17 protein-coding genes are annotated in these 20215 nt (G+C 48.9%); 9 read left to right on the top strand and 8 right to left on the bottom strand.

Features of this window, described 5'->3' with window-relative positions:
* Window positions 1–33: 33 nt before the first annotated feature.
* From NC980_RS19910 to NC980_RS19900, 3 genes are read left to right on the top strand one after another with little or no spacing between them, the layout of a single operon-like run.
* Complete coding sequence (locus NC980_RS19910; RefSeq protein ID WP_190375871.1) at window positions 34–2463, top strand: HAD-IC family P-type ATPase; 2430 nt, start codon at window positions 34–36, stop codon at window positions 2461–2463.
* A 5-nt stretch (window positions 2464–2468) separates the two neighbouring features.
* Entirely contained in the window at window positions 2469–3083 is a 615-nt protein-coding gene (locus NC980_RS19905) for a hypothetical protein (protein ID WP_190375870.1), read from the top strand.
* 48 nt (window positions 3084–3131) lie between these two features.
* Window positions 3132–4880, top strand: a complete 1749-nt coding sequence (locus tag NC980_RS19900) for a DUF885 domain-containing protein (protein ID WP_190375869.1) — start codon at window positions 3132–3134, stop codon at window positions 4878–4880.
* Here NC980_RS19900 and NC980_RS19895 read toward each other — a convergent pair.
* The 6 genes from NC980_RS19895 to NC980_RS19870 form a co-directional block, all read right to left on the bottom strand.
* Entirely contained in the window at window positions 4877–5293 is a 417-nt protein-coding gene (locus NC980_RS19895; RefSeq protein WP_190375868.1) for a Holliday junction resolvase RuvX, read from the bottom strand. The two genes, NC980_RS19900 and NC980_RS19895, sit on opposite strands and share 4 nt — an antisense overlap.
* A gap of 33 nt (window positions 5294–5326) precedes the next feature.
* Complete coding sequence (locus NC980_RS19890; RefSeq protein WP_190375867.1) at window positions 5327–6724, bottom strand: DUF3084 domain-containing protein; 1398 nt, start codon at window positions 6722–6724, stop codon at window positions 5327–5329.
* 124 nt (window positions 6725–6848) lie between these two features.
* A complete protein-coding gene (ntcA, locus tag NC980_RS19885) occupies window positions 6849–7520 on the bottom strand; it encodes a global nitrogen regulator NtcA (protein ID WP_190375866.1) in 672 nt (223 codons plus the stop codon).
* Window positions 7521–7890: 370 nt separating this feature from the next.
* A complete protein-coding gene (locus tag NC980_RS19880; protein WP_190375865.1) occupies window positions 7891–10113 on the bottom strand; it encodes a DUF3488 and DUF4129 domain-containing transglutaminase family protein in 2223 nt (740 codons plus the stop codon).
* A gap of 72 nt (window positions 10114–10185) precedes the next feature.
* Window positions 10186–10950 carry a pentapeptide repeat-containing protein gene (locus tag NC980_RS19875; RefSeq protein WP_242026617.1) on the bottom strand — a complete coding sequence of 255 codons (765 nt, stop codon included), beginning with the start codon at window positions 10948–10950 and terminating at the stop codon, window positions 10186–10188.
* Between the two features lie 16 nt (window positions 10951–10966).
* On the bottom strand, window positions 10967–11605 hold the full coding sequence (locus NC980_RS19870; protein ID WP_190375863.1) for a hypothetical protein: 639 nt from the start codon (window positions 11603–11605) through the stop codon (window positions 10967–10969).
* 172 nt (window positions 11606–11777) lie between these two features.
* Here NC980_RS19870 and NC980_RS19865 point away from each other — a divergent pair, with 172 nt between their 5' ends.
* The 6 genes from NC980_RS19865 (at window position 11778) to NC980_RS19840 (ending at window position 18212) form a co-directional block, all read left to right on the top strand.
* Complete coding sequence (locus NC980_RS19865) at window positions 11778–12707, top strand: glycosyltransferase (RefSeq protein WP_190375862.1); 930 nt, start codon at window positions 11778–11780, stop codon at window positions 12705–12707.
* Window positions 12708–12733: 26 nt separating this feature from the next.
* Complete coding sequence (locus NC980_RS19860) at window positions 12734–13909, top strand: glycosyltransferase (protein WP_190375861.1); 1176 nt, start codon at window positions 12734–12736, stop codon at window positions 13907–13909.
* A 15-nt stretch (window positions 13910–13924) separates the two neighbouring features.
* Window positions 13925–15883, top strand: a complete 1959-nt coding sequence (recJ, locus tag NC980_RS19855) for a single-stranded-DNA-specific exonuclease RecJ (protein ID WP_190375860.1) — start codon at window positions 13925–13927, stop codon at window positions 15881–15883.
* A 166-nt stretch (window positions 15884–16049) separates the two neighbouring features.
* Window positions 16050–16469, top strand: a complete 420-nt coding sequence (locus NC980_RS19850) for a hypothetical protein (protein ID WP_190375859.1) — start codon at window positions 16050–16052, stop codon at window positions 16467–16469.
* Between the two features lie 83 nt (window positions 16470–16552).
* The gene (locus tag NC980_RS19845; protein WP_190375858.1) at window positions 16553–17434 is read left to right on the top strand and encodes an ABC transporter permease; all 882 of its coding nucleotides are present in this window, start codon (window positions 16553–16555) and stop codon (window positions 17432–17434) included.
* Window positions 17418–18212: an ABC transporter permease gene (locus NC980_RS19840; RefSeq protein ID WP_190375857.1), complete on the top strand. Its 795-nt coding sequence runs from the start codon at window positions 17418–17420 to the stop codon at window positions 18210–18212. The genes NC980_RS19845 and NC980_RS19840 overlap by 17 nt, the downstream gene beginning before the upstream one ends.
* Here the strand turns inward: NC980_RS19840 and NC980_RS19835 are convergent, their stop codons facing one another.
* A complete protein-coding gene (locus tag NC980_RS19835; RefSeq protein ID WP_190375856.1) occupies window positions 18213–18911 on the bottom strand; it encodes a DevA family ABC transporter ATP-binding protein in 699 nt (232 codons plus the stop codon).
* A 12-nt stretch (window positions 18912–18923) separates the two neighbouring features.
* Complete coding sequence (devC, locus tag NC980_RS19830; RefSeq protein ID WP_190375855.1) at window positions 18924–20159, bottom strand: ABC transporter permease DevC; 1236 nt, start codon at window positions 20157–20159, stop codon at window positions 18924–18926.
* Between the last annotated feature and the right edge of the window lie 56 nt (window positions 20160–20215).

Below are 20215 nucleotides of genomic sequence, written 5' to 3'. Positions count from 1 at the left end.
TTGACATCCTTCTGATTTAGCCCCTTCAGATTCATGGCAACGCTTCCCGGATTAAGCGATCGACAAGTGCGTGAGCGCGTCTTAGCAGGTGAGACAAATAATGTTAAGCTGCCGACGAGTCGATCGTATGCACGAATTTTTCAAGAGAATTTACTCACGTTTGTCAATGCCGTTTTCTTTGCAATTAGCGGTGTTTTCATTTTGCTGCGTCGTCCGAGTGATGCCATCTTCGTTGCTGTGGTGATTTTCAGCGGCGTGGTGATCGGGATTGTGCAGGAGATTTGGGCAAAGCAGAAACTGGATGAAATTGCGCTGTTGTCTCGCCCTCACGCGACGGTGATTCGCAACGGTGAAGAAATTAATATTGACCCCAGTGAGATCGTGCTGGGAGATACGCTGGTGCTACGTCCGGGGGATCAGGTGTTGGTCGATGGGGAAATTGTCGGAGCAGGACGAGTTGAGGTCGATGAATCGCTGCTCACCGGAGAATCGGATCTGATTGTCAAGGTCGCGGGTAAGCCCGTGTATTCAGGCAGCTTCTGTGCGAGTGGTAGTGCTTGTTATGAAGCGCAAAAGGTCGGAACTGATACAGTCGCTTATCAGATAACGATGGGAGCGCGAGAGTTTCGCCAAGTCTATACGCCGTTGCAAGCGGAGATTAACTTAATTATTCGGATTTTATTGCTGCTGGCATCGTTTTTATGGTTGCTGATTGGAATCAGTTTTGTGAGTCGATCGCAGACCTTAAACGAAGTGGTACAGCGTGCCGCAGTGATCGCGGGTCTGATTCCTGCGGGATTAATTCTAGCAATCACGCTGTCATATGCGATGGGTTCGATTCGGATGTTGGGGCAGAATGTTTTGATTCAGCAAACGAATGCTGTCGAGTCGTTGAGCAATGTTGATGTGCTGTGTTTGGATAAAACTGGAACGCTGACGACGAATCAAATCGAACTGCATTCGCTACATCCGATCGCTCGTTCAGAACTGGAATTACGATCGCGTTTAGGTGACTTTGCCGCTAGCACCCAAGCCAGAAACCGCACCAGTGAAGCCGTTCTGATTGCCTGTGGTGGATATGCTAAACCGATTCGCGACGAAATTCCTTTCTCTTCAGCGCGAAAGTGGAGCGCGATCGAATTTGCCGATCACCCAGGGACTTACATTCTGGGCGCACCGGAAATTTTGATGAAAGCCACAACTTTAGATGATGAAAGTTTGGACTACATCGATCGCCAAGTGAATCACGGCTATCGCGTTGTGTTGTTTGCTTATACATCAGGGTCAATCACCTTGGAGTCGATCTCCGACTCTACGCTGCCCGAATTGACTCCGCTTGGAATTCTTTGCTTTTCTGACCAACTCCGACCTTCTGCCCGTGAAACGCTGCAAGGATTCGTCAAAGCAGGCATTACGCTAAAGATTATTTCCGGTGATAATCCTCAAACGGTTGCAGCCTTAGCAAAACAAGCAGATTTTAGCGATGATATTCGATTGATTTCGGGTACAGAACTGGCGCAGATGGACGAAGCGCAATTGATGCAGGCGGCGCGAAATTACAATGTGTTCGGACGAATTACACCGCAGCAAAAAGCGCAACTGGTTCGGAGTTTACGCAAATCGGGTCACTATGTTGCGATGACCGGAGACGGCGTGAATGATGTGTTGTCGCTCAAGCAGGCGAATCTTGGAATTGCGATGGAGAGCGGCAGTAAGGCAACTCGCAGCATTGCCGATATTGTGTTACTGAAAGATTCATTTGAAGCATTGCCGCATACGTTCTTAGAAGGACAACGCATTCAAAATGGCATTCGCGATGTCATTAAATTATTTATGGTAAGACTGAGTTGCGTGGCGTTGCTAATTTTTGCGATCGCCATTGTTTCCGATAGTTTTCCACTGTTAAATAAACATAGCGCGATCGTCACTTTGATTGGTGTAGGAATTCCCACAACGTTTATTCCAATCTGGGCACAACCCGGAGAACTGCAAAAACGCAGTTTAGTGCGATCGATGCTACATTTCGTCGTTCCTGCTACGATCACGATTACGTTAGTGTCGCTCACCGTGTATCTATTTTATTTAGTGAGTGCTGTCTTGGATCTACCTCCTAATGTTGGACTTGCTGAGATCGAATTTAATATTCCTCGGACTGCATTAGTCACCATTTTAGTGTTTTGCGAACTGTTGTTGATTCCGTTTCTCAAGCCACCCACAAACGCTTGGACAGGCGGAGAACCATTAAGCGGCGACTGGCGATATACGATCGTTGCCGTTGCCCTACTTGTTGTCTATTTGCTGATTCTTGCAATTCCGCCGCTGCGGGTGTTTTTTGAACTGTCTCCGCTGAGTTTACAGGATTGCCTGTTTTTGGGTTTGGTTGCGATAGAGTGGGCGCTAATTCTGAGATTGTCCTGGCGGACTCGGTTTCTCGATCGCTTTTTAGGCGTTGATTTGGAGTAAGAACAATGAGAGACCTCCCTTCTAGAATTCCGCAATACAAAGTTTCAATTTGGGAAACGCTTGCCGTGGTGCTGGGCGCGATCGCTACGCTGGGAGTCGGCTTAACCGGACTCGGATTAAAATTTCTCAGCAATGCCGCAACCCCCCAACGCGCAGAAGCGATCGCCAGCAATATCATGACTTATTTCCTACCTGGAGGCTCTCAGGGTCTGCTGGGTGTGAATATCGCGGGCGCAAAAGTTGCCCTTGTTGCCAGCGAAGGCAATGAACCCGATATTCAGCTTTTGATGGCGCGGGTTCCGGTAGATCAAGAATCAGGACGGCGGCGAATCGATCGCATCTTAGACAGCATTGCGCTGGGCGCGGACGAAGAAGAACTGAAAATCAAGACGGTGCGGGCTGAAAACCGGACGCTGTGTGGACAAACGACGGGAATTGCGGTTCGGGAGGGATTGCTAAAGTACCCTGATTCCCCCGAAAAAGCGACTGTGATTTACCGAGCAAACATCATTTTGGGTGACAGTCGATATGTGGTGAATCTGCTGGCAAATGACGCAAATCTAGATGTAGCGCGAAAGAAAGCAGACGATGTGTTTAAGTCGCTCCAGTGTCGTCAGTAAAGAAATTTTTGTGACCGCTAAGATCGATCAGTCCCTTTTCACTGATTTATGGTTCGTGCTCTCCGGCTCTCGCGCAAAGTTCCCGTTTTGCTGGCGATCGCATCGTTCATGGTCGCGATCGCGATCCACTCCATTTCAGAACTGATCGCATCGGCAAAACCTAACTGGATCACAAGAAGCAATGAAAATACAAACCTTCTAATCAAAGCTGAATCAGAATCAAACTGCACAGATCAACCCACACTCAGCCAATCGCTGCTGAAACTAGATACAAACTATGTGCAATGCTACGAGCGAAACTTAAATAACGCAGTTGCAACACTTCAGACAAAGCGAAAGCAGGAAACTGAGCCATCGGTCAAACTTGATCTAGAAATTCTGATTCAATCAGCAAACGAGGAATTGCGATCAATTCAACTCGATCGACGATACCGTTTGCCTTATGTGAATTTAGCTAGAGAAATTAACCGCAGCATTGATGATCTCAACAAGCGCGATTTAACCAAGCAGCTAAAGCGAATTAGCGGAGAAAATACAACTGCGATAGCGACGATGGCGATTCAAAGAATGCGAGAGAGCATGACGCAACAAAACGTTTTCTTTCCCGAAAAATCGCAGCTTGAAAAAGATCTAGCAAATACAACCATTCAACTCGAGCAAATCAAGCAACGCATCGAACAACAGAAAATTGATCAATCAAGTTACACCAAGCTAAAAGCACAATTAACCGAATATACAAACTTTGTTCGGCAAGAAATCCTACCCAAAGCCAGAACCAGCTTCCGCTTACCGAGCGAACTTTATGCAGCAGAACTCGCAGAACGAGGAGTCGAAATCCCGATCGACGAACTCCTGCAAAATGCCCATTCTGCCTTTGCCGCCATTCAACAAGAAATGAACGTGCTTGCGCCACAAATCGCCAGACAAAAAGGCTTTCAGGCAAAAGACTATCGCGACGTAATCCGCGCTCTCAAGCAAGAGCAATTACCGAGCGATCAAATTCTGCCGCACTATCAGAAACGCCAAAAGGAAATCGAAGCCATCATTCAGCGTGAAAAATTAGTCACGCTCCCGAAACGCCCCTTAACCATTCGGCTCACCACCGATCGTGAAAACGCAATTTTTCCCGTTCCGCAATACCATGCCCCCAAAGCTTCAAGCAAAACGGCTGGAACCTTCATCATTCCCCTCCTAAAACCAGACCCCCAACCCCGTACCTACAACGATTTCACCTATCCCGCCGTTTCCTGGACGCTCACTGCTCACGAAGGCAGACCCGGACACGACCTTCAGTTCACCACGATTCAAGATCAAGGCATTTCTGAGGCTCGATCGAAGTTCGGCTACAACCCTGCCAACCACGAAGGCTGGGCACTCTACGCCGAAGCGATTACCCTACCGTTCATGCCGATCGAAGGGCAGTTTATCTCCCTACAATTTCAGCTATTGCGGGCGGCGCGTGCCTTCTTGGAACCCGAACTGCATTTAGGTAAAATCTCGACGACCGAAGCACTGCGCATTCTCACCGAAGAGGCAGGCTACTCAAAGTTCTTCGCTCAGCAGGAAATCGATCGCTATACCGTCCGGCTTCCCGGACACGCTCCCTCTTACTTCTATGGCTATCAACGCCTGATGCAGCTTCGCAGAAATGTCGAACGACAACTCGGCGAGAAATTTGACTCCCAAAAGTTTCACGACTTCATTTTGACTCAGGGGTTCATGCCACAGCGATTGTTGCGTCAGGCAGTGCTAGAACAATTCACTCAAGCCCGTCTAGGCGATGAATCGATCCCTTAGCTCACCAAGCGTTCTAAGTACCGTTCGATCAGCAAAATCGCCACAATATCATCGATCGCCCTCGGCGGCGTTCGCATTCCTTGCGGGATCAACCGATTCAACCCTTCTGGCGGATAAAGCTGCCAATAGCGATCGCGAGCTTCTAAGGAACTATTGCGCTCATCCACCGTGACAATTCGTAGCGGCTCACTCAATTCACTCTCGATTTTGAGCTTCCAATCTTTCGAGGAAGTCTGATCCCCCATCACCAATAGCGAAATCGGATACCGCTCCCGCAAGCCTTGAATCGTCGCGATCGTGCTTTCGGCGCTGATCACTTCATGATAGTAGAGGCGGCGATCGACCCCCATGACCGCTAATCCACACTTTTGCCGCCCTGGATCAAACCCCAGAATTACTGGCTGTTCCGCCATGCTGCGTCTCTACTCCCCTATTCGCTGGATATGTTAGCTCGATGCTCTCAGCACCACTTGTCCGTTTTGAACTGCCACTAATTCTATTTTGAGCGGCCCAGCCGTGTATGTGGTATCCGATGCGATCGCTCGCAGTTCAACCGGAGTGGGATAGCGCCGCAGCTGGTCAATGAATGATCCTAATGTAAGCAGTTTTTCGATTTGAATGTTGTCGTTCAAAACGCCAGCGACACGAGCGCGAGTATTAGAAACAGCAAGCAGTTCTTGAATCGACCGTTGGAAGTCCTGCGGTGCAAGCTTGGAGGGATCGATCGTTTGGGCAGCGATCGTCTCTCCCGCAGAAAACACAACCCGATTGGGGACTGCACTCATATAAACAAACACGGGTTTGTTTTCGCCTTTGACATAGTTTGCGAGGGCTTGTACCCGAACCAGATAATCTTGACCATTCCTGATTTGTTGAATCAAACTTTCAACTTCCGTCGTCCGAATCTGCACAATTTGCAGATCATCTCGTCCGAGCCGCAGTGCCTCAACCGCAGAACGATTTGCATATTGCAGGAGTTGATCGATCGCTGCTTTCGCACCTTCTGAATTCCCTACGCGCACCACGCCAGAAGACAACACTTGTGTCCGATAAATCGCCAGATCGCCGCTGCGAATTAGTTCGACATCCCGTTCAATTTGCTGCAGTGTCGCAGTTAGGCTGGCTCGTTGCGCCTCTAATCGCTTCAGATCCGTCTCACGCTGCCCAATCACCTGATCGCGCTCATTAATCTCACGATCGCGTTGTTCAATCAGTTTGGTGCGTTCGGCAATCTCTGCATCGCGCTCGGCGATCTGCTGCTTGACCTGATCGCGCTGCATAATCAGGGTCTTTTGTTCCGATTGCAGTTGATTGATATCGCTGCGGAGTTTTAATGCTTGACCAGACACCGCGATCAGTTGACGACGCGTGAGATCACGCTGCGCTTCGGTGGTGCGGAGTTGAGCATTGGTTTCTCGTTGGCGATCGATTGAAGTTTTCAGATCGGCATTGATTCGCTTTAGCTGTTCCTCAACTTGGGCGCGTTCCGATCGGGCTTCTGTGAGCTGTTTCTCAACTTGGGCTTTCTGAGCATCGGTCGCCTTCAGATCGGTGGCAGCTTTTTCCAAATCGCGTCCGCGATCGCGCAGTTCGGTTTGGATTCGCCCAAAGTTCAGCAGCATTTCGCGAAAGGTTTTACTTGCCAGCAGCAGCACTCCTAAAGTTGAGGCAGAAATCAGCGTTCCGGTCAAAATGGTGACTACGACCGCGGTTTGCTTCGGACGAAGATTAAACAAGCTAAGCCGCGCTTTTCCCACACGAGTTCCCAAGCGATCACCCACTGTTGCGATCACTCCACCCAACACCAACACCACCAGAATTAAAATCAGCCCGACATCGGACATAAGACTCCCAAGAGATCCTTAGACCAGCACTTTTACACTGGCAAGGCAATTCTAGATCCGCCTATCATTATGCCTGTTCGATTTATACTTCGGGCGGGTCTTCAAGGAAAGAATTCTAGTCCAATTAGGTAAACTGCTGACTTAGCGTTACCGGATTGTGAACGGTGATTTTTTTCTTGTGAATCGAAATCATTTTGTCCTGACGCAAATCTCCCAGTAAGCGCGTCACCGTCACGCGAGTCGAACCGATCGCTTCAGCGATCGCTTGATGCGAGAGTTTGAGGTCAATCATGATTCCCTCTTGCGATGGGACTCCAAAATCGCGGCAGAGAATCAGCAAAAAGCTCACCAATCGCGATCCCATATCCCGGTGCGCTAGGGTTTCGATCATCATCTCGGTTTGCAAAATTCGCGAGGACAAGCCTTTGAGCATCAGCATCGAAAGTTCGGGGTTTTCCTTCAGTGCTTTCTCGACTTGCTCGATCGGGATCGAAAGCAACTCAACCGGAGTAAAGGCAACGGCGTGATAAAAGCGATCGGCTCTTTGTCCGGTAATCAGTGACAGCACCCCGAATACGCTGTTTTCTCTCAGCAGCGCCACCGTAATTTCTTCGCCTGCTTCGTATACCCGCGACAGTTTGACGGCACCCTTGACCAGAAAATACACTCGTTCTGCCGGATCTCCGGGAAAGAAGATTGTTTTGCCCCGTTCAAACGTCTCAATCACGGGAGGATATGCACTTCCTCCAATCTGACGGAACATTGCTGCAAGCGGTCTATCCTTGGTCACAACCATTTCTTTCCTTGTCGTGTCGAGTGCTGGATGAGTTTACGAGCCGGTCAGCGATCGAGCTTTGTAAACAATTGATGACTTTAGACCACTAAAACTGAGTCACCGAATGCTTTTTGTACACTGCGCTACATTTTAGCCGTGATCCTGAAAATCTCTGGGAATTTTCTACTTTCGAGCGTGTTTTTTTCGGCACGCTTAGATTCTCCCTCTCAGGGCTGAATAATTTCGGAAGATTATACCGTAGCTCGAATCGGGTGTCGATAGTGTCACTTGCACCCATTCGAGCGGATTCCTTTGTGCTGCTGAAGTCGAGACGGTTGCTATCCGAAACGAATACTGCCAATGGTGTTGCCTTTGGCACAGGCTTACTCATTTACTTTCGCTGAGGTTTTAGTCTCTTCAACTGATGCCGCAGCGCTTCAATTTCAGGTTTTTCTCGTCCGTAGCGCCACTTCACATACGCTTGGGAAATGTCTTCGATCGCACCTGCTTGCTCTTGAGTCCGCATGGTTTTTGCTCGTCGGGCATATTCTAGCGGCGTATCTGCTGAAGATTTACGAGTGCCTTGCGCTTCGAGGCGAGACAGCATTTGCTGATAAAGCCGCTCCATCGGTGCAAGCTTCTGCAACCGCTGGTAAGTTTGCCATTTTTTCCAGCCTTGACCACACAGCCAAACCAGCAAGGCAGTGCTAATCATTAGCAAACACGCGGTAAAGAATCCACCTAATCCTTGAGTAAACAGCGCCAAAAACCAGCCGATCGCGCTCCTGATCGTCTGAATTACTTCGCTGATCCAAGCCGTTACAGGCAGAGGTAGCCATCCCGCGACCCAGTTCCAAAATCGCTGCAACAGACTAAAGGGCTGATATTCCTCGATCGACGGCGGAATCAGTTCATGTCCCGGAATTGGGTTGATCGTGAACCATCCCACGCGCGGCACGAAGATTTCTGTGATCGCGTAAGCATCGGTATTCTTCACAATGTACAGTCCGGTGAAGGGATTAAATTCTCCGGGCGCATATCCCGCTACTAATCGCGCCGGAATGCCAATTGATCGCAGCATCATCGTCAGCGTCGTAGAAAAATGATCGCGATCGCCGCCTTGATTTTGCAAAAATGCTTCGACGAGATCTTCACCCGGCTTCAGCAAATCCAGGTCTTGCCGAACCTGATAACGCTGCTTCAAATACTGCCCCAGATAAAGCGCCTTTTCATAATCGGACTCGATCGGCTGTTCAGAAGTTGCCAGGATTCGCTTCGTTTCTTTAGCGACATTCTGAGCAATTCCCGCCGGAATCTGTAAGTGTGGACTCTCTTTTGGATACTGCGCTCTGGCCGAATACAGCCGCAGCAACGTGCGATCGCGATACGGCACATCCGACACCACGGTATAAGTAATGCCATCGCCCAGCTCGATCGGCGCACGTAATCCTGCTTCGGGGTCGATCGCAATTTCATCGGTCGGGAAATAGATTTCTCTCGCCCTTGAAAGCGCCGGAATTAGATTCGGCATTGGGGCAATAATCGTGTAGGTCTGCACCACTTCGCGTGTTTTGCCGATCGTCACCGGAGTCGGCAGAAAGAACCGATATGACCAAGGTGAGCGTTTAATCGTCTGCGTCTTGTCGTTGCGCGACACCTCCCAACCCTGCCCTGTGTAGCGATCGAAAGCCATCACCCGCCAAAAGCCTTCGATCTGCGATCTCACCCGCATGATGGCTCGCGGCTTTAATGGATTCCGCACGTTTTGGCTAATCTTGTCGCCAAATCCAGCATAAGACAGGTCATCTGGATCTTGGCTTTGCCCTGCGCCTTTTCCGCTCCCCGATCGCATTCCGACACGCGGATCTCGGCTCTGACCCATGCCCGGATTGGTAATCACTCGGTTATTAAATCGCTCCTGAACGCTCACCGGAGAACTGACCGGAAATATACGTAACTGATATCCAGGAAGTCGCGGCATCAGCGCAAAAATCACCAACCCCAATGCCAGCACGATCGCAAAAATCGCAGGCAGCACTCGAAAATTGATTTTCTTAAAGCTGGTGCGCTCTAACTTGACCACATCTACGCCCAAGCGCGAACAATAATCGAGCATCAGTACCGGGAGCGCGATCGCCAAAAATACCAGCAGCATTGCGCCAAACAGCATCGTCTGACTCAGCGTACTTGCCACCGACAGCAGCACTAGCCCAATCATCGTTGAATAGCCCAAATCCTTGCGGCGTGGCAAATCAAAGCTGTGCAGCACTTGGATCTGAATCAGAAACTCTGCCAGCAGCAGCCGATTATCACCGCTCTGAGCACCACCGAGCATCCTGCCAAAAAAACTAAACAGCACGATCGTCATTGCGATCGCCAACAGGAATTTAAACCCTGTATTTTTCTTGCGTCGTCGATGCCAACTCCAATAGGCTCCGATCGCGCTTAAGGGAATTGCCCACACGCTCAACTGAGTTTCCGCAGCCAAATCTGTCGCCAAAATTCCCACGCTGACAAGCGACTGAGTGAGGACTCGCAGAAGAATCGATTCTTCTGGTTTTGCTTCTGGAATGACCTGAATTTTCGCTTGGATTTGCTGCCACCAGTTTTTCATGCGGAGAGAACGAAGGAATTTTACCTCCAGAGTACCCGTTTACCTGAAAAAGACGATGGCAGGGCGATCGCATCACCGACTTAATCTAGCGGGCAAAACCGCACCCGCCAAATTTGCACCTCTGAGATTCGTGCCGGCTAAAGTTGCCCCAGTAAAATTTGCCTTGCCCAAATTTGCCCAGGACAAGTCAGCTCCGGACAAGTCAGCACCCGTAAAATCTGCCCCAAATAAGTAACTCCCGCTAAAGTGAGCGAACTTCAAATTGGCTTTGTGGAAGGTCGATCGATAAAAATGCGCTCCGCTTAATTCCGCCTCAACTAAATTTGCATCGCTCAAATTGGCTTCGGCTAAGTTTGCCTGAATCAAAATCGCATTGCTTAAATCCGATCGCCGCAAGTCTGCACCTGTAAGATCCGATCGCTTAAATTTCGCGCCCCGTAACTCTGTGCCAATCAAATTCGCCCGAATCAGATCTGCATCATTAAAATTCGCACCCTTGAGATCTGCTCCGATGAAATTGGCATCGGTTAGATTAGCGTGACGAAAATCTGCTCCAACTAAGTTCGCATCCACAAATTGGGCGTGCTGTAATGTCGCGTGCATAAATTCAGTTTTCTGAAGCACTGCTTTATTAAATTTTGCCGCGTTCAACTCTGCTTCATTCAGCACCGCCCAGCATAATCTAGAGCGACTAAAATTCGCTCCTCGTAAGTTTGCGCCGCGCAACTCAATCTCATCTAAATCCGCATCGCTTAAATCCGGCTCGATCGTGGGATAGCGCGATCGCCACTCCGACCAAATCACCGCGCCCTTATGCAGCGTCATCAAATGTGCCATCACCGCCACGATCGCTTTACTCCTTACGATCGCTGTAGTGTTCTCGTCCCGGCAGATTTTCCATCGTCTCGATCACTGCCTTCGATGCGGCGATGATGTCGCGCTCTTCACCGCCTAGATACAAGCGTCCAAAACTGCCCACGGCTGAGATTTGCAGAATGTTAATGAACGCCGCTTTTTCGGCTTCGTTTGCAGCTAAAGCGGCATATGCCGCTGGTTCTACTTCAAACACATACAGCGTTTGTCCTGCCAAAATCATATTGCCGCGCCGCGTTCGGTTAATCAGTTGTGTATGGTGAGCATCAATATTGCGGATAATCTGGCTAGAGATCACACGCGGTCGCAGACAATCCTGTTTCTGCACATTCAGCGCCGCCAGAATCGCTCGCCCCGCCGCATTCACTTCGCCTTGATTGCTCGCGTGAATTTCGAGGACTCCATATAACCGCTCGACCATCTGCACTCCCGGACGCACCACTGCCGCTTTCAGCGCCACATCCATGATGCGATTGATTTCGATTCCAGGCGTGATTTCAATCCATAATGAAGCGTCACCGGGAAGTGGCAGAAATCCTAGCGCCTCGGTTCCCAGATAAGCTGCGTGCTGCGACTGCAAGCGATCGATATAAACGTAGCTGCGAAGATCGATGCCCAAGAGTAAACGATTGTAAATTGCTCTCTTAGTATACGATTCGACCCGTGCGATCGTATCTTTCAATTGATGCAGTTAAATTTTATTTTGTTTAGAAGAAAGCTGTCCTATCCTCGGGCAGATGACAGATGCCCACTATCACTTCAAATTTTAAGGAGTTGACGCGATTCGCCTGATGATGAATTCTACCTCTCCAGCGCTCTCAGTCTGTGTTGCCAGTCGTAATCGTCCTGATGATGTGATTCGCTGCCTGAATTCTCTTACCTTGCTTCAGCACGTTGAGTTTGAGATTCTGCTGATTGATGATGCCTCAGAAGCGCCGATCGGCGATCGGGTGCTTCCAGCGATCGATCCGATTTTGGTCGATCGATTACAAGTCTTTCGGCATGAGAACAATAAGGGTATCCCTGCCACCCGCAACGAACTTGCAGAACGAGCGAAAGCGCCTTATTTGCTGTATCTCGATGATGATGCTCAACTGTTGAGCGCGGAGAGTGTTGACAACGCCTTAACGGTGTTGAAGATTAGTCCTGAAGTGGGAGCAGTCGCGCTGTCTCAAAGCGACGAGACCGGAAAACTCTTGCCGGGTCAACCTTTGGCAATCGAGTATCGTTGTTATGCTCCGACTTTTGTAGGCTACGGTAGCCTGCTGCGACGAGACTTGTTTCTCGAATTAGGAGGCTATCGGGAAATGTTCGCCGCGTATTATGAAGAACCCGAATTTTGTAAGCGAATGCTCGATCGCGGCTTTTATGTGGTTTATCTACCGGATGCTTGTGTGATTCACTATAAGTCCCCGATCGGACGAAATAACTTAGTCGCGCTGAGAAACAACTGCCGGAACAAGTGTTTTGCTGCGATTTATAACGAACCTTCGGCGATGATGGTGTTCAGCATTCCCCTGAGAATCTTGCTCTACGTTTACAAACATTGGGCTTATTGTCGTCAGCACAAGATCAAGAGTGAATTTGGGGCAAGTTGGATTGTTCGCGAAATTCAGCAAAATCTTCCGGCACTCTGGCGCGATCGTCGTGCCTTGAAGTGGAGTACCTATTACAAATGGCACAAAATCAAGCAAGCTCCCGCTTATCAGCCTGCCGATTAGTTCTTTAATGTCTTGCGGTGCAATCTATGAAGCTTTTGATCGTGAATCATTCTTGTACAGTCTCTGTGGTTCAACAGTTTTACGCTGAGATTGAGCAGCAAACCGGCTGGGAACTCACGATCGTCATGCCTGAAAATTGGAAAGATGAATACGGCATTCGGCGCAAGATCGAGCGCTGGAAAGATTTTCGCGGACAGATCATCAGCATTCCAGTTTGGCGCTCAGGCAGTATTCCACTGCATAGTTATCGATCGTTCTTTGTAAATCTACTCCGCAAGCTCAATCCCGATTTTATCTACCTACATCAAGAGCCTTATGCGTTAGTGACGTTGCAGGTTTATCTCGCAAACTATTTCACGATTCGCAAACCGATTAGTTTTTTTACCTGGCAGAACATTCTTAAGCGTTATCCGATTCCGTTTCGGCAGATGGAGCGCTGGATTCTAAAGCATACTGATGTGATGTTTCCTGGGTCTTACAGCGCAGAAGCGGTGATGCGAGAAAAGGGATACACGGGGCAAAGTGTATTGATGCCGTCTGGAATTGATCCAGCAATTTACTATCCCCGATCGAACACGCTTAAAACTGAACTGGGTGCCCAAGATGTATTAATCGGCTATGTTGGGCGCATTGTTGAACAAAAAGGACTGAAAACGCTACTCCTTGCTTTGAACGAGATCCGATCGCGCCCGTGGCGATTGGTCATGATTGGCAGTGGAGAGTATGAATCGGAGTTTGACGCGATCGCACAACAGCTAAATCTTAGCGATCGCATTCAGAAATTAGGTTTTGTTCCGTTTACCGAAACTCCGAACTATCTTTCGGCATTCGATCTGCTGGTGCTGCCTTCTGAAACGCGATCGAGTTGGAAAGAACAGTTCGGGCGAGTAATCATTGAAGCGATGGCGTGTGGAACTCCGGTAATCGGCTCGGATTCAGGCGAAATTCCTCATCTAATCAGTGCCACAAAAGGCGGATTAGTTTTTCCTGAAGGAAACGCGATCGCGCTGTCACAGAAATTAAGCGAATTGATTCTAAATCCCGAACTGCGATCGCACTACGCAACAACCGGGCGGCAAGCGGTGCTGAACCATTACACCAATTCACTACTTGCTCAGCGCTTCGCCGAAACCGTTAAAAATACAGTACAGTTTGATCCGAGATCGCAGCGTTCAAGAGTACAATCGTTTCCGTCTCTTTAAGTTTGCGCTCTGGCTATGTCTGATCGATCGCGCCTCCCGGATCAACGTTGGTTTATTCATCCCGCTCAGCGCGATCACGCGACACAGCTTGCTGTAGAAACTCAGAGATCGCCGCTTCTCGCGCAGGTTTTGATCAATCGCGGCTTCACTTCGCTCGAATCCGTCCAAGAATTTCTCGACCCAGAACGACAATCGCTGCCTTCTCCGCTAGAAGACTTTCCAGATTTAGCGATCAGCTTAGAACTCTTGATTAATGCAATCAATGATAAAACCCGGATTGCGATTTGCGGCGATTATGATGCAGACGGCATGACGAGCACTGCATTGTTACTCCGAGCATTGCGGTATTTGGGCGCAAGAGTTGACTATGCGATTCCGAGCCGCATGAGCGAAGGATACGGCATCAATCGCCGCATTATCGAAGAGTTTCACGAGGAAGGAGTTGGACTCATTCTCACGGTCGATAATGGCATTGCGGCACATGATCCAATCGATCGAGCCAGAGAACTCGGTTTAACAGTAATTATCACCGATCACCATGATTTACCGCCGATCCTGCCAAACGCAAACGCAATTCTAAATCCGAAGTTAATCGCAGAAACCTCACCGTATCGCGGTATGGCAGGAGTGGGAGTTGCGTATGTTCTCGCCGTCTGTTTAGCTCAAAGTTTTGGACAGACCAGAGACTTACAGCACTCCCTGTTAGAGCTATTTACACTAGGCACGATCGCAGACTTGGCTCCACTGACCGGGGTTAATCGCCGCTGGGTAAAGCGCGGTTTGCAGTTATTACCAAAGTCCAAAATAGCGGGCATTCAAGCGTTAATTCAGATTGCAGGCTTGAGCAATGACAAAAACCTCAAGCCTGAAGCGATCGGGTTTCGATTAGGCCCTAGAATCAATGCGATCGGGCGGATCTCTGATCCAGAGATTGTGATTGAGCTATTGATTACTGATGATGATGGCGTTGCATTAGAGCGCGCAATGCAGTGTGAACAGGTGAATAAACACCGGCAACAATTGTGTGAACAGATCGAGAAAGAAGCGATCGAAGCCTATGAAAACAGTTCGCTAAATGCAAAAGACGATCGTGTTTTATTGTTAGTGCAACCCGATTGGCATCATGGCGTAATCGGAATTGTTGCCTCTCGATTAGTCGAACGCTACGGTGTTCCAGTCTTTATCGGAACGTATGAAGACGCAGCAAAAACCCATATTCGCGGGTCGGCTCGCAGCATTCCAGAATTCAATGTGTTTGAAGCGTTAGAGTGCTGCAAAGACTTGATGCTCAAACATGGAGGACACAAAGCAGCAGGCGGGTTTTCTTTTGAAGCCGATCGTTTAGACGACATTCGAGCAAGACTTAGAACCTTCGCCCACCGATCGCTTAAACCTGAGCACCTTAAACCGTTAGTCACGATCGATGCCCAAGCCGAACTCGCTCAACTTGATCTAGCGCTTCACGCTCAACTCGATGCCCTGCATCCTTGCGGCATGGACAACCCCGATCCGGTTTTCTGGACACCGAACGTTTGCATTGATGAGCAACGCCGGATTGGGAAAGGACACATCAAATTTGTACTGCGCTCGGGCAGCGAGAAAATTAACGCGATCGCATGGCGCTGGGGCGAATATTTCCCCCTACCAAGCACCTTAGATATCGCCTATCGGCTCAAGTCCAACGAGTGGAACAACGAAGTTTCCGTCCAACTCGAAATCGTTGGGGCAAGACTATCACAAGCGCAGCAAATCGAATTTATCTTCAGCGATCGACCCTACACCTGCACACTACTCGAACAAAGTGGAATCAAAGAGTTAAGAATTCAGAACACTAAAGGTGAAATCTTAATTATTCAAAAAGGGCAAAGAATTGGAACCCTTGGAAAACTAGATCAAGCAATGCAAGAAGTCGATGTTTCGCAAGCGCCCTTTTATGGCTTGGTAAAAGCTGCGGTAGATGCGCTAAAAGTCTAAAGATTTTATTCATATTCATTAGAAGCCCCACGCGCTAGGCTGAGACTACTTCAGTTTTTCCCTAAAATCTACCCCGCTACCTCCCATGAGATTGAGGAACACGCTTCACATCTCGTCCTAAAGTTGAGGCATATTGCTCGTGACCCATTCTGATTTCGCGCAACCTATGGCAACTGAACAACAAGTTAGACAGTATCTCGCCTACTGGTTTCAGCTAGGAAAGCGACTCATGACTCACAACGGACGGCAAGCCCTCAAGGTATCCTCTGTGATTGCGGGCGATCGCTACAGCGACGAGTTTGAAGCCTGCTGGAATCTAGTGCGCGCTCCAGAATCGGGCGATTGCTACATCGAAGGCACTACCCAAACGATCCGAGAACTGCTCTCGTCGGATTGGGAAATCAATTCCTGCGCCCGTTGTGCGATGCCTGTGCCAATGAGATCGCTCGGAATGCCTCCCTCTGAATGTCCTTGTGCGGATCTGCCGTTCTGGCCCGATAGCGAAACACCCCAGCCGAGATCGCCCGTCCGCACCTCCGATACGCTGCAAAGAATTCGCGATCGTCTGTCTCGCTCTAGCCACTAGCAGAGGCATCAAGCAAAATTCGTGTCACGGTGAGAAATCCTGGGTATTCTTCATACAAGAGCTATTCTCATCGTCACTGTTCCATGAAAGCGCCCTCTGTTTCTGAAACTCCGAGCATTGCACCTCGGTGGCTGCAACCTTTGCTCATGCTGGCTCCGGCTAGTCTCTGGTTGCTGCTGTTGCTGATCGTGCCTACGCTGATCATTTTCCAGTTGAGCTTGGTGCCGAATATCAAGCCTGGCGATGTCGTAATTCCGTCGGGTCTTGATAACTACTGGCGCATTTTCCAGTCAGAAACCTTTTCGATTATTAGAAGATCGTTCCTGCTTGCTTCGGGTACGACGTTAGGATGCTTGGTTCTGGGATTTCCGGTGGCATATTGGATTGCGCTTTCTTCTCCGAAACGCTGGCGCAACCTACTGCTGCTCGGATTTACGCTGCCGCTCTGGACATCTTCGCTATTGCGATCGTATGCCTGGGTGAGCATTCTCCGCAGAACAGGCGTTTTGAATAGCATTCTCACCAGTATTGGTTTACCTGCGCTGGATTTGTTGTATCAGCCGATCGCAGTCTTGATTGGAATGATCTACAGCTTATTACCTTATATGGTGTTAATTCTGTATGCGTCGCTCGAAAAGCTCGATCGTCAACTGCTCGAAGCTGCAGCAGATTTAGGCGCAACACCGTTCCAAGCTTTTTGGAGGGTGACGGTTCCGCAATGTTTACCAGGAATTGCCGCCGGAAGTCTATTAGTGTTTATTACCGGAGCGGGCGATTTCGTCAATCCTGAATTATTAGGCGGAACTGCCAGTCGAACCGCAGCGCGATCGATCTACGATCAGTTCCTTGGCGCAACGCAGAATTGGGGCTTTGGTTCAGCGCTGAGTATGATTTTGATTTTGGTTGTGAGTCTTGCGATCGCACTTCTAATTAAATACGGGGATAGAAATGCAAAGTCAATCTAAGTTTCCAGTTTCAGCCCTATTCACGGTGCTGATGTTTGGCTTTATGTATTTGCCGATCGCAGTTTTAGCATTTTATAGCTTTAACGCAGCGCCGAATAGCGCTCAGTGGAAAGGGTTTACGTTCTCCTGGTATGTCAAATTTTTCCAAGATAATCGTATCTTGTCGGCACTAGGAGATAGCTTATTAGTTGCAAGTTTGGCAACCGCAATTGCAGCCGTGATCGGAACCCTAATGGCGATCGGGCTTTCCCGCTACCAGTTTTATGGAAAAAAGCTATTTCAAGGCGCGGTATATTTGCCTTTAATCATTCCTGATATTGCGATCGCTGTTGCAACTTTAGTGTTTCTTGCTGTGATTGCAGTGCCGTTGAGTTTGTGGACGATCGTTGCGGCTCATGTGGTGTTTTGTTTAGCGTATGTTGCGCTAGTTGTTTCTACAAGGTTAACGAATCTCGATCCGAATTTAGAAGAAGCTGCTTTAGATTTAGGCGCATCTCCGCTTCAATCATTAGTTTTCGTATTACTGCCACAATTGGCGCCTGCAATCATTTCAGGCTGTCTTTTAGCGTTTGTATTGAGTATGGATGACTTTTTGATTGCGAGTTTTACGGCGGGAGGCGGTGTGAATACGATACCGATGGAAATCTTTAGCCGGGTGCGTACCAGTGTTAGACCCGATATGAATGCTTTGAGCGTTGTCTTAATGATTGCATCAGCTAGTGTCGCTCTGATTGCTGAAGTGATTCGCTATCAAAGTGAGAAAAAACGGTTTCAGTAATCAGGGCGATGATAGCTCTAGTGAATTCAATCGCCCATCTTCCATATTGATAATACGATCGGCGATATCCAGAATCCGATTGTCATGTGTGACCAGCAAAATTGCCGCGCCTTGCTTTTTCGCCAAATTCTGCATAATCTCTACGACATCGCGACCAGACTTCTTATCAAGGGCGGCAGTCGGTTCATCTGCCAGCACGATTTTCGGATTGCACACCAAGGCACGAGCGATCGCAACGCGCTGTTTTTGCCCCCCGGATAATTCGTGCGGATATTGATTCACCCATTCACCGAGTCCCACTGCCGATAACATCGATTCCGCCATTTCACGCGCGCTCGATTGCGGAATGTCCGTGTGAAGCTCGATCGACATTTGGACATTTTGACGAGCCGTTAGCGAATTCAGCAGATTATGCGCCTGGAAAATATAGCCAATGTTGCGACGCAGTTCGACTAACTCCCGCTCTGGCGCATTTAATAACTCTTGCCCTAGCACTTTCATACTGCCTTCTTGCGTCGATCGCAATGCTCCGATTAACGTCAACAGCGTCGTTTTCCCAGACCCCGAAGGGCCTGTCATAATCACCACTTCACCCGGTTCGATCGCCGTTGTAACCTCAAACAAGATCTGCTTTCGCAATCGTCCTGTCCCGTAATAGTGATTGACTTTCTGAATATCGATGATGGAATCTTTAGCCATAGTTAAAAAATGTTAAAAAATATCAGCCGGATCAGCTTGTTGAACTTTACGAACGGCGATCGTGCCAGAAATTACACACATGAGGATCGTCAAGCACAAAACCAGAATGCCCCGCGAAGTCGTCATCGCTAAAGGAAGCGCGGTTGCATTACGAGTGAGATTGTAAAGCCCAACACAAAGAATATAGCCAGGAATATATCCCATAACAGACAAAATCAATGCTTCCTGAAACACAACGGATAATAGGTAGCGATTCTTGTATCCCATTGCTTTCAACGTTGCATACTCTGCTAAGTGATCCGCAACATCGGTATAAAGAATCTGGTAAACAATCACCGTTCCAACCACAAAGCCGATCGCTGCACCCAAGGTAAAAATAAACCCGATCGCCGTGCTGTCTTTCCAGTAGTTCTGCTCAAATGCAACAAACGCTGCTTTTGACATCACGCGCACATCCCCCACGACAAAATCTTCTTTTGTCTCCTCAATTTTCTTATTTGGATCAATCCTGCGCTCACCAGGGAGGCTCTTGAACCGCTCTAACGTTGCTTCTAAGTTTGCTCCCGGCTCAAGCTTGATCACCCCCACATCAATTAGGGCTGGATCGCGACTGGGAAAAATGCGTCGGAAATTCAGATCGCTCGTAATTAAGTTTCCATCTGCCCCGAACGAAGCCCCCAAGCGGAACAATCCGCCAACTTCGACTCGACGCGATTCCACCTCAGTCCGAATCGCAGGATCAGAAGGACTCAGTGCCTTAAATTTCTCGGCAACGGCACCAAACTCAGGACGCGACGCGCTGTCGAACAGCACCACATCCGTTAACTGAATCTTCGATCGATTCTCTGCCACACCTGGAATCGCGAAGATATTGTCTCCTGGGTTCGTGCCAATCACCAAAATACTACGAGTTTGCGACGCAGGCGGTCCTTGCCAGAATGGATTCTTCCAAATCCCAAATCCAATGTAAATCGGGCTAACCGACTTCACTCCCGCAAACCCCAACGATTGATACAATCGCCGTTCTGGAAAGCTCTTCATCGAAATCAAGGAAGTCGATTGCGGACTGATGAGAAAGATATCCCCTTCGATATTCTGGTGCAGCGTGATTGCACTCTCAAACAGCGCATCCTGAAAGCCCAATTGCAGAAACATCAAAATGACTGCAAATCCAATACCCGCAAGCGCTACCAACAGCCGGACTTTTTCGCGCTTCAGTTGTAACCAGGCTAGGGGAATCGAAAACATACATTACTCATCAACAGTTCAGAAATTTATCTGCTTTGCGCGGTGTATCAATCCTA

The sequence above is a fragment of the Leptolyngbya sp. AS-A5 genome (genome assembly GCF_039962495.1).
Classification (GTDB): domain Bacteria; phylum Cyanobacteriota; class Cyanobacteriia; order Leptolyngbyales; family Leptolyngbyaceae; genus Leptolyngbya.
Note: the sequence above shows the minus strand (reverse complement) of the source record. Positions and strands in the feature narration are given on the sequence as shown.